Below are 17,527 nucleotides of genomic sequence, written 5' to 3'. Positions count from 1 at the left end.
CATGTCAATTTCTTTGAACGCTTTCTAAAAACTAAAGAAAAAATCACAGCATTATTCACTTTGATTGCCCGAATTTTTCTCACCATATTTCGCTAAGATCCGCTCTACAATCGTCAGGAAACCATAAATATGTCCAATTAGGTTCCCGCTCTGAGTACTTAAACAGAATGTAAGCCTGTAATAGATTTATCAACCCATTCGGTTTCGCGTTCTGTAATAGACTCTGATATCTGCAAATCGCTCATTGATACTCATAGTTGGTGAATACATAATTATCTTCCGGAATATCCCGGTTGGCTATTTGCAGTTCATACGCCTGCTGTAACCGTTGCTGTTGAAAAATATCGTCCACCATCATCAAAAGGTTATATTGCGGCTCCCAGCCCCAATCCCTGTTTGCGGTAGTATCGTTAATACTCGCGGGTTGCTGGCTGGCCATTGTCTGTCTAAAATCCGGCTCGTAAGAAACACTGAAATTATTTTTTACTTTTCTGATGGCTGCGGCAAGGTCACAGGGCGAAAAATTGGTACCCGAGATATTATAGGCTGTGCGTATTTTTAAGTTTTTGCCGGGAGCGGCCATGAGCTCCAGTATAGCCCTAACCGCATCGTTTTTATAGATCATCGGCAAGCAGGTGTCTTCACGCAGATAACAGGTATAGCGATCACCCGTAAGCGCATGGGCAACCATTTCAATCACATAAGCACAGGCCCGGTTTTCTGGCCGCAGCTCCCAGCCAATCATTCCCGGAAAGCGAATGCTGCGTACGTCAACACCATGCTGCTCATAATAATACTGGCACCAATACTCCCCAATGGTTTTATAAATTCCCAAGGGCGAGACTGGCTCATGGAAATGGTTTTGTGGTACCTGATGCTTTGGCGAGCCGGGGCCAAACACCGCCATACTACTTGGCCAAAATATTTTGATCCCGGGAAATGAAATAGCCACCTTTAATACATTCAGCAAGGCTTCAATATTGGCACAGAAATTATTTTCTCCCCTGTGGGCAGACAATAGGTAAACCTGGGTAAACTTTCCATTTTTAACAACCTTATAAAGCTGTTTGTATTTCAGCACGTCGAGATGGATGAGATTTGGGTGGGTATCCAAAAAAGCGGAATCAGCTCCAACTACACTCGATTGATTGTCTTTTTTCGCTAAGGTGTCCATCAGGTGCGCGCCCATTTGACCACAGGCCCCTATAACCAGAATTTTTTCAGTTTCCATCGTCAGCTAAGATTATGTTGATATAAAATTAATCCGTATGGGATTTTCGGGTTGATCCAGGTGGATTTAGGTGGAAGAACTTCACCGGCGTCAGCCACTTTTACCAGGTCATCTGTTGTCAGCGGGCAGAGCGTGAATACCGTTGCTTCCGGAAAAGCCCGACAGAGTTCGTCTATTTCCAAATGTGCTTTTTCGCCGCCAACACATTTCAGTTTCGGATCGTTTTTGGGATCGTCGATATTGAAAATAGGTTTTAATATCAATTCCTGAAGCATAGCAGCATCCAGCCGGGCTGATACACCGCCTATTGAATAGCCCTTTTCCCGTGCTTTCAGCTGATACCATTCGCCATGCACGCACATCCCCAACTGCCCGGGCTGAGCGGGTAGAATATATTGATTTTGCGGACATTTTTTCCACTCGTAAAACTCATTGATCCGGGATAACAATTCCAGTTTATTAACCGGCTTTTCGGGCAGTACTACCCGGTGATACTCCTTAATTTGTACCTGGTCCAGGGCCATGTATAATGTCGAGATCGTATTTAATCGTGCCCCGCCCTTTGACCGAAGTTCCAGGGCCAAAGAAGATGCCGAACCTAAACGGTGGTGCCCATCGGCGAGGTATACACGACTGATCTTTTTAAAAGCTTCGGTCAAACTAATGATCAGCCTGGTTTCATTGATCTGCCAGAGGCTGTGGGATCCCTCCTCATTGCCAATTTGCATTTCCTGATAGTCTTTTTTCACCTCATCTATAAGCCTGTTGATCGTTTTATCCGGTGGATACATCAACAATACCGGGCTGCCTTCCAAACCAGTGAACCGCCGATAGTTCTTTAACCTTCGCATACTATCGGCTAAGGTTAGTTCATGTATTTTGATTTTTCCGACATCGGTAATATCCGTTAATGCCCAAATCCCGGTTTGACGAATACCATGGTGCCTCACTTCGTAAACAAACAGCGAAGGCTTATCATCTTTAATGAGTTTACCCGTCCTGATGAATGTCACAAAGGCCTGAAGGATATCCTGATAAGCCTTTTGCTGATTTTCAGACGTTTCTGGCTTTTGCCGGGCTACCGTTTCCAATATCGTTTTCAAGGGCAGATGATATTGACTGTGACGATCATGCAGCGCAATGGATTCTGTGGAAGGGTTGGTAAAGATCAACTGATCCGCATACGCAGGATTAGGTCGGATGGCCAGAAATGGGGTGATATTTGCCATATCTATGCTATTGTTGCTTTAAAGGAGTGACCATGATACATTGAAACTTCATATTCCTGCATACAATGCACCAAAGCGCTGACACTGCTATAGGGCAAGGCGTTATACAAAGAGGCCCTGAAGCCCCCCACTGTGCGGTAACCGTTAATGCCGATCATCCCACGGCTTTTGGCAAACTTTGAAAAGCCGTCTTCCTGCTCCCTGATATGCATCCGGAAAGTCACGTTCATGAGCGAGCGGTCAGCAACATTGGCCAGGCCATAAAACAAAGGGTTACGGTCTATCTCATCGTACAATAGCTGAGCCTTAGCCAAATTTTCGCCCTGGATGAACTTCACTCCGCCTTTCTTTTTCAACCATAGCAGGTTAAGCATGGCTGTATAGATCGAAAAAACCGGGGGCGTGTTATACATGGATTGATGATCCCGGTAAGTCCGGTAATCCAATATCGCCGGCACAGCCTTAAAGGCCTTATTGATAAAGCTGTTCTTAGCGATAACCAGTGTCATGCCAGCCGGGCCCATATTTTTTTGCGCACCAGCATAAATAAGGGCAAACCGGCTGACATCGATCTTTCTCGAAAAAATATCGGACGACATATCGCAGATCATCGGCACTGATGTATCCGGAAACGAAAACATCCCGGTTCCTTCTATCGTATTATTACTTGTACAATGGAAATAGGCTGCGCCCTCCGGAATTTGATAATTCTTTGGCATATAGGTATAGCCTTTATCGCCGGCCGAAGCAACGATGTGCACCTTGCCAAACAACTGTGCCTCTTTGATGGCCTTTTGCCCGAAAACACCACCATCCAGGTACGCGGCGCCATATTTATGCCCCTGAAGAAAGTTCATCGCGATCATACAGAATTGCATGCTTGCCCCACCCTGAAAAAACATGATGCTGTAATCTTCCGGCACTTCAAGTAATTCACGGACAAGATCCTGGGTTTCTTTCACCACCATCTCAAACTCCGGCGACCGGTGCGAAACCTCGAGAATGGAAAGACCAGCTTTATCCCAGCATTTAACCGACTGGCCGGCTTGTTCTAATACAGATCCAGGCAGGATGCAGGGGCCTGCACCAAAATTATGCTTTTGTACGATGGTCATTTTAGGCTTATTTTATAATACTGTAAAGTTTTAAAGTATTAGCGTAAAATGCTATATAAGCCATTGTTTTTAGAAAAAGTAATTATTTTATCATATAAGAATAGCGTATCGAGCTAAAACAGTTCTTTTTTTAACGTGTTTTTGAAATTAAAAGCTTTTTTGAGGTTTTAAAACGCATCAAAAATTTAGCTTTATTTTAAAAAAATACACTTAGACTATACAGGGCTCTGCTCAAATCTTTATTCCTAAAAGGATCATTATCTGTAAAATAATGATCAAATTATAGAGATTATCTTTAAATTAGAGGCATTAAAATGCGCATGATATAAATTAAATTATACACTAAGGTCATATATTTACAATGGAATTAGATGATACAAACCTTAAGATTATTAACCTGCTCCAAAATGACGCACGCATGTCGCACAAACAGATGGCTGCGGTACTGAATAAAAGCCAAACGGCCATCCACGTCAGGATTAAGAATTTGGAAAAAGAAGGTTTTATTAAACGTTATGCAACCATTATCGATCACAAAAAGATCGATAAAAACCTAATAGGATATACGCAGGTACATCTTCAAAACCATACACGAGAAAATTTAAAGGCATTTAAAGAAGAGGTGATCAAGCTGAGTGAAGTTATGGAATGTTATCATATGACCGGTGCGTTCGATTTCCTTTTAAGAATCGCGATCAAAGACATGGATGAATATAACGAACTATTGATCAATAAGCTCTCCCTCTTACCCAGCGTGGCCAATATGCAAAGCTTCTTTGTAATGTCCGAAACAAAGAACGAAACTGCTTATATCATCAAACCGCATATATCCGGTGAGTAACCGGCGGGGTATCGTGGTGGCGAAACCAACGGCTGTTCTGTTTCCGGATCGAGCAACACATAAAATGGCTGCGAATTGGCTACAAATTTTGATGTTTGCAAATAGCTCCATTTATTACCAATGGTTTTAATAGCCCGTCCTTCTGGCATGGTGGTTTGCTCGGTAACCTCAGCAGTTTCAGAAAATTCTTTTTAGTCGCAATTGGTCCTTTTACTGAAAAGTAAAAAGAAAGCCGGACGTCTCAAGGGGAGGAATTTCCATTGAACCTGTTAACTTTGCCAATGAATGAGTGAACTGAATCCCGCGATGCAGCTGGCCGGCGATTACCTGGAATCCACCAATACCCTGGTGTTTCTGACGGGTAAAGCGGGTACCGGCAAAACGACTTTCCTGCAAAACCTGAAGCAGTCTTCTAAAAAGAAGTTGGCCGTAGCTGCGCCTACAGGCGTAGCGGCCATCAATGCCGGCGGGATGACCATCCACTCTTTATTTCAGCTACCCTTTGGTCCGCTTTTACCGGGCGGGGACGCGCGGCCGGAAATGCATTACAACCCCGAAAAGAAGGATTTGCTCGGCAGCCTGGAACTATTGATCATTGATGAGATCAGTATGGTACGGCCCGATGTGCTGGACCAGATAGACCTTATCCTGCGTAATATCAAAGAGTCCAGCCATCCTTTTGGTGGTGTACAATTGTTACTGATCGGCGACCTTTCGCAATTAAGCCCAATCATCCGGGATGATGAATGGGCGATGCTCAGTCGTTATTACCAAACGCCTTATTTCTTCAGCGCTTTGGTGATGCAAAAAGCGCCTTACGTCCGCATCGAACTGGATCATGTCTACCGGCAAAAGGAACAGGCTTTTGTTGATATCCTGAACGAAGTACGCAACCAAAACATGAGCGCGGAAAGTTTAGCTTTACTCAATGCCCGCTACGTACCGGATTTCCGGCCGGATACGGAAGATCCTTATATCACGCTGACCACCCATAATAGCATCGCCCAACAGGTCAATACGGAATTTCTGAGCGCTTTAAAGGGAAAGGAATTTGAATTTAGCGCCACCATCCGCGGCGACTTCCCGAAAGACGCCTACCCCACCGAAACCAATTTAAAACTGAAGATCGGCGCGCAGGTCATGTTCGTAAAGAATGACAGCTCGGCAGAAAAGCTATATTATAACGGCAAGATCGGTACGGTCAGCCGTATCGAGGGCAACACCGCTTTTGTGCAATGCGGCAAATCGGATAAAGAGATCGTGGTGGAAGCCGTAGAATGGACCAATGTTAAATACCAGTTGGACGGTGAGGCCATTAACGAAAGCAATGCAGGCACTTTCGCGCAACTCCCCCTGAAGCTGGCCTGGGCCATCACCATCCACAAAAGCCAGGGCCTGACCTTTGACAAGGCCATTATTGATGTGAGCGAAGCGTTTGCTTCCGGCCAGGCTTATGTGGCGCTGAGCCGCTGCCGTACCTTGTCGGGTATGGTACTGCGCAACCCGGTGAGCGCGCACAATATCATTGGGGATCCGGCCATTATCCGGTTTAATCAACAGGCCCAGGCGGTTCAACCTGACCGGGCTACGCTTGAACGCGACCGCCTCTTATACGAGCGGTATTTGCTTGGCGAACTATTTAATTTCAGACCGCTGCAAAGCAAAATCAAGGGTTTTGGTATGCTGCTGCCCAATCTGGAAAAAGATATCCTGAATGTGGCTGAAAAGTTCAACCGGCAACTCAAGCCGGAACGCAGCGGGCAGGCCGCGGCATATTTCCTGGACAAACTCCAGGCATCGGTGGAAAACCTGCACCTGCAATTACCCAGCCTGATCGGGACTTCCAAAGAACAGGCTAAAAAAGCGGACCAGTTGATCATCTGGCTCATGGACCGCATCAGGCTGATGAAACATTTTGTAGCGGAACCTTTTACCACAGCGGCTTATTTGGCGCTGACGAAGGACAAGATCAAAACCTATGATGGCTCTTATCTTAAAGCTTTGAATGCCCTCCCCAACGAAAAGCTGTACGAACAACTACTGGACTGGCGGGAAAAGACTGCAGCAAAAGAAAACGTGATGCCGAATATGGTCCTCTCCGAAAAAACCGCGGCCGCAATTGCCGAAAAGCTACCGCCGACACTTAAAGCGTTAGGCGCTATTAAAGGGGTAGGCGCACATAAAGCTGCGCAATACGGACCGGAGCTGATCGGCCTGATCCGTGTTTACCAGCAAGGCTTACTGGGTTCCGGGACCGAACAGGTGAGTTTGTTTTAAACCGGGTGTAACTTCCACGAAAGGGTATTTGCCCTTGATATGCCGGTTGAACCAGATCCCTTTGACCATGGTAGCACGCATTTCCCTGAATACTTTTTCGGGCACTTGTAAATAATTATACACTTTGCCCGAATGGTAGCGGATGGTCAGCGTTTGCGACGGGGCATCATATTCATAAGCGGCGATAACTGCGGAAGGCATTAGTTTTGGTTTTTCTTCTCTTTAGCAAAATGCAGCTGTGCCTGCTTGAGGCCGGTAGCAATCGCCTCCCCTTCGTTGCCGGTGGTCTTTAATACTTCGTTAGCGATCTCGGTCGCTTTGTCCCGGATCTTTTTGGGCTGGTTTTTATAAGATGGCGGGTAATCTCCATTGTGCCAGGGCATAATTCCTCCTTTTTAAAATTTAACAATCTTTGCATGTAGTGGTTTTATTTTTAATAAATCGCCCACAACAGTAAGTAAATTCCATTTCTTTGGTGTCTTATAGCAAATGGCGCTGCATAAAAAGTCTATTTCTGAGTTATTCCCCCTGATCCAGGCTGGCGATGCGCGGGCCTTTGACGAATTATTTTTAGGCTATTTTAACCGCGTAACCGCTTTTGCCGGGCAATACATCAGCGAGCGGAAAGCAGCGGAAGAGGTGGCCTCGGATGTGTTCGTAAAGCTTTGGCTAAGGCGAGATCTGCTGAACAAGGTAGACAAGCCGGAGGTTTATTTGTATGTGGCCGTTAAGAATGGCGCTCTGAACCACCTCCGTTCGGCCAAAGCAAAGCTTTTACCTGTGCAAGACCCCCTGACCCAGCCTGAGGGTGAGCAAAAAGAGTTACAGACAATCATCCGGCAGGCTATCGCGGCTTTGCCCGAACAGCGACGGCTAATCTTCACCATGATTAAAGAGGATGGGCTTAAGAGTAAAGAGGTAGCAGCCATTCTGGATATTTCGGTAAGAACGGTAGAAAGTCAATTATACAAAGCGGTCAAGTTTTTGGCCGACAGGCTCAGCAGCTACCTGGGCTACCATCCGCAACGACAGCGCAAACGCCCGCTTCTACTTTTAAATTTATTACTGGTAAGTATTTTTTAAATCAACGGTGTCCTATGGTTATGAACAGGGAGAAATTTTTGGAATTACTAAGCCGGCACCTATCGGGCGGGCTTTCGGTTGAAGAACAAAAGTTGTTTGACGGGGCTTGTATCGCCTCGCCCGAATATCAGCAACTCGCGGCAGAAATATTAAAGCCTTCAGCTCCGGACCAGGTAAGGCCCGAAAGCCAGCTAAAGGCAGTTTGGCAAAGAATAAACGAAAGCGATGTGGAATTACCTGTTCGCAGGCTAAAGGCCCGTTGGTGGCAATTGGCGGCGGCGGTATTCCTTATCGTCAGCGCCGGGCTGTTCATTTACCGGCAACAGCAATCAGTTCCTGCTATCACGTTAAATACACTGGCGGCAGCCGATCAAAAGATCTATAAGACCTTGGATGACGGCACAACCGTTTGCCTTAACCGCTATTCTACGCTACGTTATAATGCGGCATTTGGCCGTTCCAAAAGGATGATCGAATTGCAGGGCGAAGCATTTTTTGATGTAGCCCATAACGCGGCTGTACCGCTATTTGTACACGTTGGCGAAGTGACCATCGAGGTTAAGGGAACAGCTTTTAATGTGCGCCAGCAAAAAGAACAGATCGCCATCGCCCTCCTCCGCGGTCACATTGTAGTTAGCAGGGCCGGGCAGCAAGTTGCTTTGCAGCCAAATGAACGATTAATTGCAAAGGGTACTGAATTTAAGGTTACTGCACTGGATACAACTATAAAAACGGCGGCAACAAAGTGGACAAAGGATTCGCTGGTTTTTAAGAAGGAAAAGCTGGTTAACCTGGTGGTTTTACTGGAGAAAAAATACCAGGTAAAGATCGAGATCAAAAACGAAAAGCTGAAAAACAAGCTATTCAGCGGCGTGATTAAGCAGGAGCAGTTAAAAGAGGCGCTGGAAGCGCTTAAACTCTCTTATCCTTTTTTTTACGGGGTAAACAACAAAGTGGTAACGATCAAATAAGGGCCGGCTAATGAAACTCCAACTATCCGCATTGCTGCTGCTGATGTCACTGGCATGCGCGGCACAAAAAATATCTATTTCCGTTACCAATCAACCTATCAAAACAGTTTTTGATCTGATACAAAGCAAAAGCAATTATTATATCCTTTACAGCGATGAGGTAGTGCCCGATTCTATGCAGGTCTCTGTGCAGGCCAACCAACAGCCTATTGAAGTTATTATGGACCAGTTGTTAAAAAGCAAAAGCTTAAGCTATCACCTTACGGACAAAGGAATGGTGATCATTAGTCCAAAATTGAGTAAAAACACACCTGCTATACCCGATATAGCCACATCGTTCAGCGGCAATATATACAGCGCTAACCAGCCGGTGCCTTTTGTATCAGTCACCCTGATGAAAAATAACAGCGTACTGACCGGCTGTATTGCAGACGAAAACGGTTTTTTCCGCCTGGCCTATCCATTTAAAGAGAAAGAGGCCTACCTGTTGAAATTCAGCGCGGTTGGATACCAGGCTTTGCTTAAAGAAATGGCTTACCCCGATACCGCTTTTGCCAAACACATTAATTTAACGGCAGAAAGCCGGACATTAAATACGGTGAGTGTAACGGCCCAACGCCCCCTGGTATCCCGCAAAGCTGACCGCTATATTATCAATGTGGAAGGGAGTTTTTTAGAGAATGGATTTTCGGGACTGGAAGTTTTACAAAGATCACCGGGCATTTGGGTCAATAACGATGGCAGTATCCGGATTAAAGGCAACCAATCGGTTATGGTGATGATCAATGATGTGGTGCAACGCATGTCGGGCGAAGACCTGGCCGAATACCTGCGCGCTTTAAAGTCAGAATCTATCAGTAAAATAGAAGTGATCTCCAATCCACCGTCAGAATTTGAAGCTTCGGGTACAGGCGGCATCGTACACATCCAGCTAAAAAAATCACGGTCGGATGGGATGGTAACCAACCTTTATACGCAATACCGCCAACAGCAAAAACGGCCCTTTTTCTCTACAGGTGGCCTGGTAGATTATAAAGCGGGAAACTTTTACCTGTTTGGCAATGCCTTTGCAACCAGCGACGAAAGCGCCTATATTGCCACCTACCATATCATCTATCCTGATAACAGCCTTTACGATAGTTTCACCAACCGCTATAACCATAACCAGCGGATACAATACCGGCTGGGCATGGCTTATGACCTGGGTAAAAACCAATCTGTTAGCGTGCAAACTATTGGGACCACTTCCAAACTGGAGCAATCTTTTTTAACAGATATCTTGTTTAATAGTACTACCGGTTTCACCAATTCGCGCTGGCTGCGACGGCCCGATCAAAGCAGCAGCACGTTTAACTATATTTGGAAGATAGATAGCCTGGGCACTATGCTGAAAGTGATTGGCGATTATGCTTACAGCCACAAAACCGAATTGAACCAGTTTAACGGAGATTATTCGGACGTTTCGCGCAATTCCGTTTTTCGTGTAAACACGCCAAATACTACGCGCATCTATAGTTTTCAAACAGATTACACTCAGGCATTGGCTAAAAAAACCGAATTTAAAACCGGTGTTAAATTTGCCTCTACCGACCGTGATAATGAGCTGATTAATGAAGATTACATTAACAATAACTGGGTGTTAGACCAGCTGGCCAGCAACCATTTCCTTTATAACGAAAAGTTGTATATGGCCTATACTTCGTTAGAAAGAAGCTGGAAAACCACCAGCCTGAAAATTGGCTTGCGCGGTGAAGAAACGCAGGTTAACGGTAACTCGGTGACCTCTAACCAGCAATTCAGTAAAAACTACTTCGGGCTTTTTCCTTCTTTTTTCATCAACCATAGTTTCGATCCAAAACAAAACCAGGCGATACACTTTAGTTATTCCAGGCGCTTGCAGCGGCCCGCTTATAAAGAGCTTAACCCCTACCGCCTGCAAATTGATAACTTTTTGGTAACCGTGGGCAACCCCGACCTGCAACCTCAATATACCAATAATTTTGAATTGGGTCTCGATCTGAAACAAGGTTATTCGGTTAACGTCTATTTTGCACGCACCAATAACACTATTGCCCAATTTGCCCAGCCTATTCAAAACAATATCCTGGAGTATCAGTTTCGCAACTTTAGTAACAGTACCGAATACGGCACCAATATTAACTTACCCATTAAAATTACTTCATGGTGGAACATGAATAATAGCATGTCGCTTTTCCATTTATCATACCTGCTGCTTAATAACCAACGCAATACGCAAACATCTTTTGCGGCAAAAACAGCACAGTCGCTTATGTTCAAAAACCTGCTCGACATTAGTTTTTATTACGAATACCGCTCGCCTTATGTTAGCGGGAATACACGGTTTAGTTATGTACTTTTTAGCGAATTAGGTTTCTCACGCAAATTTTTAAAGGGTAATAAAGGGCGCGTACAGCTTTACTTCGATGATATTTTCAATACTTTCCGGGAACAGGAGACTACCCATTATAATAACACGCAAATCTATTTTTACCAGAAAAGGCCAACACAAACGGTCAGTATCCAGTTTAGTTACACCATTACTTCGGGTAAAAAGTTCACTAATAAAAAGGTAGATCAAAGTAATAACGAGGAGAAGAACAGGTTAGGAAATTGATATGCTAAAAAAAGAACGTCATCGCTTTATTTTAACCGAGCTCAGCCGCCAGGACAAGGTCATTTCGGCTGCACTCAGCGCGCAACTACAAACATCGGAAGATACGATCAGGCGCGACCTGCACGAACTGTCAGCCGCCGGCCTATTGGTCAAAGTACATGGTGGCGCGTTAAATTTACCACCACCACCTGCCCAGGGCGAGCAGCAGGCTTTAGCCCTAATGCGGGAAGGCCTGCAAATGCTGCTGGGTAGTTCCGGTGCGCAATCCGTACAAGTTATGGTGTTTAGTCTGACGGTTTAACGGGGTGAATTCCCTTCCAGATTGGCCTGCATTATTGCTCATGGAGACACGCTTACGCATTTTTAAATTGCCGCGTGGTCCTGCGGGTCAGCCTGCTTTTTTTCAGGGCAAAAAGCAATTTTTATCAAGTCGGGCTATACATTGTTTACGAAGCAACTACCGGTTGTGCCGCATCATAATGACCACCGCTATAAAATACAAACAGTGCGGCCCCTGTTGGGTCTCCCTGGGTTGAAACAATAGAGCCATCCCTGGATGACAGGATATAAATATTACGGTGAATGGCCATGCCTAAAAGATGTGGCGCCAAATCGCCGGCGTTGGTATTCCATACCCCGTTTTGGCTAAGTATTTGTGATGCAAGCTGTACCCTGCGTTGGGGCGTGTCGTCCCCGACGATGAATCCGGCGTACTGATCATGTTTCGTTCTTAGTTCGGTTACAGCGCTTGCGCGTAATGTAGCGGCACTTTGAGCCAGGTGACCGGCTGCTTTAGCTGCATGAAATAAACAATTGCCATCGCCCAGTACTTTTTCTTTTTTAAGCGGCCCAAATGCCGTTTTAAACGTTGTTTTTTCAGGGAGTTTGATCGCCTGTTTTTCTGTAGCAGCCTCCAGGTAATCTACAGCAATACGGATTGTGGCTGCGTGGCTTGTGCTGTAACTGGTTACCAGGTTTGCATTACCCTGCTTATCTACCCGTACAATAGCGGTGCATCCGTCGAAGTTAAATTCAAATTTATCGTTCCCAACATCATCGTGTGATTGCTTTACCATTTTGCCATTTTTTACTATATCCCTGGTTTTTGTGATATAGTCTTTGGTTAGCTTGTCCCTTCTTTCTTTATTGTTCAGGTCTTCGGCTTTTCCGTCAACCATATCCATGTGTTTCTGAAAGTGATAAACAGCCGTGGCTTCGCTTTCAAATTTCAGTTGATCGGCTTCTTTTTTGATATGATCAGCATTGATCAGATCTCCCATTTTTTCGGGCTTTATGATGTGGTCATCGCCAAAAGCGTTAAGGCCTTTTTGCCCTATGCTTGCACTTGTTTCCTTATACGAATCGTTTATTTTTGTTATGGAGACTTTGTTTTTTGTAGCTGCCAGATAGAATTCAAAAAGCTCAACAAACTGATGTGCATTAGATGCTTTTTTGACTGCATAGCTGGCGGCGGGAATACACTTTTCTTCGGGGATATTGGCATTTATCAAATCGAAAACACGGACTCTTTTAGAATGGGTCAGTTTTTTACCCGAAAGATAAGCGGGCACTTTTCCCATTTTACAATGGTTTGTTAAAAAGCCTTCTACCTGGTTTAATTGCTTATTAAAGCGTAATCTTTCCTGGCTGGTTTTTGAGCCGGTGAACGTGCGTATGGCGTTATCTTCGGGATCCCACTCCATACCGTTTTTCGAAAGGTTTTGAACAAGCATCAGCAAATCGTTCATTTTGCCAGAACGGGCAATATCGCGCAGCCTTGAAATATGGATCCTTAGTTCACCACCTAAAACAAAAGTCTTCTGCGAGTTATCGTACACAAACGTAATATCGGGGGACTGGACTGTTTTTCTAATTTCTTCTGCAAACTTAGCATCCGGGAGTTCCTGCTTACTTTTATCGGCATCATTCCACCAGCGCCATGGCATTGGCCCTTTATAAAAATACAGGCCTTCAATAATGCTCATATTGGGTTTACCCGGCTGCCCCGTGCGCGAAAAGCCCTGCCCGGTTTTTGACCATTTCCCGCTTTTGTCCTCCTTGTAAACATGGTAGTGCGGTGATGGGTGCCCTTTAACGCCATGCTCTGTCATGTCTACATCAACCAGCAGTTTTTCACAGTCTTTATATCGCTCATTAATGCCGATGCTATTGTCTATCTTACCGTGGTGCCCGATGGCATAAAAACGATATTGATAAATCATGCCGCTAACTGTATCAACTTTTAACTGCGGGGCTTTTTGAGGATCCCACTCTTTTGGCGAGCCAACAGGCCTTAAGCGTGGCGAAATATTTCTTGAATAAGCATTAACCAGTTGTTTCAGCTTAAACCGGCCCGCCAATGAATCGGGGATTACCATGCGGATGGCTTCAATAGGAAAATTCAACCGGCTCATCACCTTTACAAGTTCCATTGGCGATTTGAACCCGCTTTGATGTATAAAAAGTGATTTCTTTCCGGCAGCGTCATCACCTACATTTATAGCTGATAAGATATCTGCAGCATTAGCGCGGATAGCATCCAGTATTTCAGCATCAAGATGATAGCCCGTATCTGCTTTAACTTTCCCCTCGTTTTTAGCTGGCACTTTTTCGGCTGACACCCGCGCATCTTCAAAGGCCTGGTAGCTGCGCTGTATAAATTTCAAAGCCCGCGCAAAATTTTCCGGCTTCTTTTTCAAATGAGCTATTACCGCCTTTTCGCGGGTGGCTAAATCTTTTGTCGGGCCCGGGTCGGCAGTAAAGCGTAACTTGCCCTCGCGCGCCGCGTCGGCCCCGGCAAGTGGGTCGGTAAGCCGGTTATCATGACTCAAAAACAGCGCGTTTAATGTAAAATCGCGCTCCCTGGCATCGGTAGCAGGGACCACGCTTGATTTAAAAAACCGGTGTGGTTTAGCACAGGTAATATCAACCGAATCAGTTTCGTGCCCTACTTTTACCAGGTTTATTTCAGGGGTAATAGTGTAGCTTAATCCCTTTTCGTCTAAAAGCCTAACCACGCTATCAAGCGCCATGTTGGTTTTCATATCAACATCTTTAATTTTTTCGCCGCGTATGGCATCGCGTACGGCCCCGCCTACAATATATACATAGCTTCCTTCGGCAGTGATCCAGGCTACTATTTCCTTAACCGTATGTTCAATTATCTTGTTCTCTTCTGCCTTAGGCGCATCAACGTCCGGGGCATCAGCTTTTGCCGGCTCAACGGATGGTACCCCGGTTTTAGGGTCTTTCTTTTTGGGGCTTTTAACTCTATAATCCCAAATGTGGGTAAACCGGGCATCGTCATGCCAGGCTGCAGACGCATCTTTGTTTACAGCCGGTTTTGCAGATGCAGTTATTGGTGTTTCCGATTTATCAAACTGCAATTCGTGTACAATAGTTTCATAAGCGCCTTTTACATCTCCCGGATAAAATTTCTTATTGGGATCTTCTTTTTTCCCTGGGGCCAAGCCAGTTCCATCGCCCTCTTTTTTAGCCGGATTGTGCATGCCCTTACCCAGTTTTTTGGTGATGCCTTCATCGGCTGATGCAAAATGCGGAACAGCGAGTTTACCATTTTTCTCAGTAGCCCTGTCGGCTGTGTAGATATCGGCCAGCATGCTCCTGTCGGCGCTCCCTTTTCGCTCGCCGGCGCCTACCGATTCAAGTTCTTCAAAAACCTTATCGTAGGTTGCCGACCCGCGCGATGAATTATAAGGCAGGCCGTAAACCGGCAATGTTTTTTGCCCGTAGGTCGATCCGAAATATCCGGCCTGAATAACTAAATGCTTCCCGATAAGCCCTGCCATGTTGTGCATTTCGGTAACATTAATATTGGCAATCCTTATATCTTTTATGCTGTGCTTATTAATATAGGCCACCAAATTTGCCCGTAATTTTTGTTGCTGTACCGAAAGTTCGGAAACGCTTCCCTTAAGTACGTCTATTACATTGGTATCCAGTATTAATGATTGGGAAGTAAGCTGCGGCTGCTCTGCCAAAATAGGGCCCGAATTGCGCGCCAGGTGTTCAACCATAGCCCTTAATTTTGCAGGCTTTTTCTTTTTCATTTCCTGCCTTACAATATCGGCAAATGCACGCGGGCCTAATAATTTGCTTGCAATATCAGCCTCTTCTTTGGTAAGCCAGCCATTTGCCATAGCCTCAGATAATATTTTTTTTGCGCTTTTTTTACCCAGGTCTAATTCTTCCGCATCAATATCACCTAACAAATCAGCCTCTTTCAACTTTTCAACGTAGGCTTTCCGGTTAACATTTCCGGGTGGCCATTTCCTGGCAGCAAACAGTTCATCATACCGGTCCATCAGTTTCATCCCGGCTAAATGCTTATCGTTAACGGCTTCAATAGTCTCAATAAACGTAAAGCTCCAATCATTATCTCCCAGAAACGGGTCGTTTACAAGGCCTTTAAAAATTGCCGCATATTTGGCGGGCAATTTTCCTTTTTTCACATCCGATAGTTTCCGTGCCTCCTCATACTTTACCCGGTATTTTTCTTTGTCTATTTCTTTTTCTTTCTTTTCCTCGATTTCAAGGGCACCTATTTGTTCCATTTTAAGCCTAAGCCTGTCATCGTGTTCGCCTTTCCTTACGCCTATCGCAGCAGCAAGGCCAAGGCCGGCATAACCGGCGTTACGGTCAATATCCGGTAGCTTTGCCAATCCTTTACCCACTCCATCTGTTAACCTTTTCTCTACAGCTTCATCAATGACTTCGATCTGTAACAAGTCTTTGATCAATTTTCTCTGCACCGCTGATTCGGCCTTCAGTTCCTGAAAAACGTCTCTTACTGCCTGAACTTTAGCATCCTCATCTAATCCTTTTTTTTCCACCAATACCAAAACAAGTTCCAAAATTATCGCCCCGGTTTTATCTCCTTTTTTTAGTTGGGCTTCTAAATCCGGCGATAAGGCTATTTTTTTCTGTACCTCCTTGCTTTGTTTTTCAACCAGGTCTTCGGGCGCCGCATTTTTAATTGCAGCTATCTTTTTTTGGGTTTCTGTTTGAATTTGGGCAGGTTTCTTCTTGCCTAAACTTACCAGGGCCCGTATATAACGCGGGTCTTTTTCACCTTCAATTTTATGTTCTGTGGCTCCCTCTTCATCATCTTCATCCTCCTCGTCGTCCTCCCCATTTTCCTGTTTGTCTTTTGCTTTTACAGGCAGGTTTTTCAGCACCTCGTTCAGGTGATTTTGCATTACTGCTTTAGGCTCAGCTTCATCAAACAGACCGGGATTAAATTCCAGAAATTTTTCAATTATATCTTCGCCGAAACGGATGGCAGCAGCTGCATTCTCAAAGGGCAGCGCATTTAATATAGCAGGTAAACTCCTGTCAATTACCTCTTTAGCTTTTTTTGCTATTTTTGCTTCTTTACCCTTGGGCACTATCTCAGCTATGCGTTCATTAAATGTCTTTAGCTGAATTACCGGTTTACCCGATGCTGGTTTACCCTGCACCACATTTGCATCAGCGGGTGCAAAAAGCTGAACAGCCTGTTGCCCCATCACATCGGCTTCGTTTTCCAGACCGGTATCATCATTTATACTCGCCTCGCCCTTTAGCTGTACTGTAGGCTTTACCCTCCCCTGTTTTTGCTGTACTACATGCCAGGCCTCGTGAGGCAGGTGCTTTTCCTGGCCGGGGGCCAGATGAATAGTTGAGCCTTGCGCATAGGCATGCGCATTAAGCTGTGCAGGCTGATCGGAATTATAATGCACTTGTACATCATCCAGCGAAAGCCCCGAAAGGTTTTCGGCTCCGGCTTTTAGTTGATCGGGCAGGCCTGTATGGTTAGCTTTTTTTTGAAGGGTAGTGCCCTGCGCCTGCTTACTGGCTAAACCTTCGGCCTGCTTTTTTTGAATGATTGATTGCGGCCGGTTATCAACCAGTTGTGAGACTGGGTTGCTTACGAGGTTTGTTGGTACCACGCCGGCTGAAACAGCCTGTTTTTTATTTGCCTGCGTTTGTTCCTGGTACATCGTTTTTAAATACGCTTTTAATATGTTGTCAATAAATCAAAAGTCAAATCCTTAATTATTTATTCGGGTAACTTACAAAAAGCCGGGCTGCAGCTTTTGCAATTGCCCTGCTGGTCTGCAATGTATTGAAGTGCGTATGCTTT

The 17,527-nt window shown here is 45.1% G+C and carries 12 protein-coding genes; 6 read left to right on the top strand and 6 right to left on the bottom strand.

Annotated features, from left to right (window positions below; translation table 11 throughout):
• Nucleotides 1-241 precede the first annotated feature (241 nt).
• The 3 genes from AC07M6_RS20000 to serC are packed head-to-tail and all read right to left on the bottom strand — an operon-like array spanning nt 242 to nt 3,575.
• Complete coding sequence (locus AC07M6_RS20000; RefSeq protein WP_494892515.1) at nt 242-1,231, bottom strand: NAD-dependent epimerase/dehydratase family protein; 990 nt, start codon at nt 1,229-1,231, stop codon at nt 242-244.
• Between the two features lie 2 nt (nt 1,232-1,233).
• Nucleotides 1,234-2,460, bottom strand: a complete 1,227-nt coding sequence (locus AC07M6_RS19995) for a DUF1015 family protein (RefSeq protein ID WP_494892513.1) — start codon at nt 2,458-2,460, stop codon at nt 1,234-1,236.
• Between the two features lie 2 nt (nt 2,461-2,462).
• On the bottom strand, nt 2,463-3,575 hold the full coding sequence (gene serC, locus AC07M6_RS19990; RefSeq protein ID WP_494892511.1) for a 3-phosphoserine/phosphohydroxythreonine transaminase: 1,113 nt from the start codon (nt 3,573-3,575) through the stop codon (nt 2,463-2,465).
• 361 nt (nt 3,576-3,936) lie between these two features.
• On the opposite strand from serC, the gene AC07M6_RS19985 reads away from it, so the two are divergent.
• Both AC07M6_RS19985 and AC07M6_RS19980 read left to right on the top strand, forming a co-directional pair.
• Entirely contained in the window at nt 3,937-4,416 is a 480-nt protein-coding gene (locus tag AC07M6_RS19985) for an Lrp/AsnC family transcriptional regulator (RefSeq protein WP_494892509.1), read from the top strand.
• Between the two features lie 285 nt (nt 4,417-4,701).
• A complete protein-coding gene (locus AC07M6_RS19980) occupies nt 4,702-6,693 on the top strand; it encodes an HRDC domain-containing protein (protein ID WP_494892507.1) in 1,992 nt (663 codons plus the stop codon).
• Here AC07M6_RS19980 and AC07M6_RS19975 read toward each other — a convergent pair.
• Nucleotides 6,655-6,894 carry a KTSC domain-containing protein gene (locus AC07M6_RS19975; RefSeq protein WP_494892505.1) on the bottom strand — a complete coding sequence of 80 codons (240 nt, stop codon included), beginning with the start codon at nt 6,892-6,894 and terminating at the stop codon, nt 6,655-6,657. The genes AC07M6_RS19980 and AC07M6_RS19975 overlap by 39 nt on opposite strands.
• Complete coding sequence (locus tag AC07M6_RS19970) at nt 6,894-7,076, bottom strand: DUF2188 domain-containing protein (protein ID WP_494892503.1); 183 nt, start codon at nt 7,074-7,076, stop codon at nt 6,894-6,896. Before AC07M6_RS19970 ends, AC07M6_RS19975 begins: the two co-directional genes overlap by 1 nt.
• Before the next feature lie 106 nt (nt 7,077-7,182).
• On the opposite strand from AC07M6_RS19970, the gene AC07M6_RS19965 reads away from it, so the two are divergent.
• Genes AC07M6_RS19965 through AC07M6_RS19950 form a run of 4 tightly spaced genes read left to right on the top strand, consistent with a single transcriptional unit; the run spans nt 7,183 to nt 11,683 of the window.
• A complete protein-coding gene (locus tag AC07M6_RS19965; RefSeq protein ID WP_494892501.1) occupies nt 7,183-7,776 on the top strand; it encodes an RNA polymerase sigma-70 factor in 594 nt (197 codons plus the stop codon).
• A gap of 14 nt (nt 7,777-7,790) precedes the next feature.
• Nucleotides 7,791-8,747 carry a FecR family protein gene (locus AC07M6_RS19960; RefSeq protein ID WP_494892500.1) on the top strand — a complete coding sequence of 319 codons (957 nt, stop codon included), beginning with the start codon at nt 7,791-7,793 and terminating at the stop codon, nt 8,745-8,747.
• Nucleotides 8,748-8,757: 10 nt separating this feature from the next.
• A complete protein-coding gene (locus AC07M6_RS19955; protein WP_494892499.1) occupies nt 8,758-11,382 on the top strand; it encodes a TonB-dependent receptor domain-containing protein in 2,625 nt (874 codons plus the stop codon).
• A gap of 1 nt (nt 11,383) precedes the next feature.
• Complete coding sequence (locus tag AC07M6_RS19950; RefSeq protein ID WP_494892497.1) at nt 11,384-11,683, top strand: DeoR family transcriptional regulator; 300 nt, start codon at nt 11,384-11,386, stop codon at nt 11,681-11,683.
• 145 nt (nt 11,684-11,828) lie between these two features.
• On the opposite strand, the gene AC07M6_RS19945 is transcribed toward AC07M6_RS19950, so the two are convergent.
• Nucleotides 11,829-17,384, bottom strand: coding sequence for an eCIS core domain-containing protein (locus AC07M6_RS19945; protein WP_494892495.1), 5,556 nt, complete (start codon nt 17,382-17,384; stop codon nt 11,829-11,831).
• Nucleotides 17,385-17,527: the final 143 nt, after the last annotated feature.

It is taken from the genome of Mucilaginibacter sp. GW821-FHT07H05 (assembly GCF_059418485.1).
Note: the sequence above shows the minus strand (reverse complement) of the source record. Positions and strands in the feature narration are given on the sequence as shown.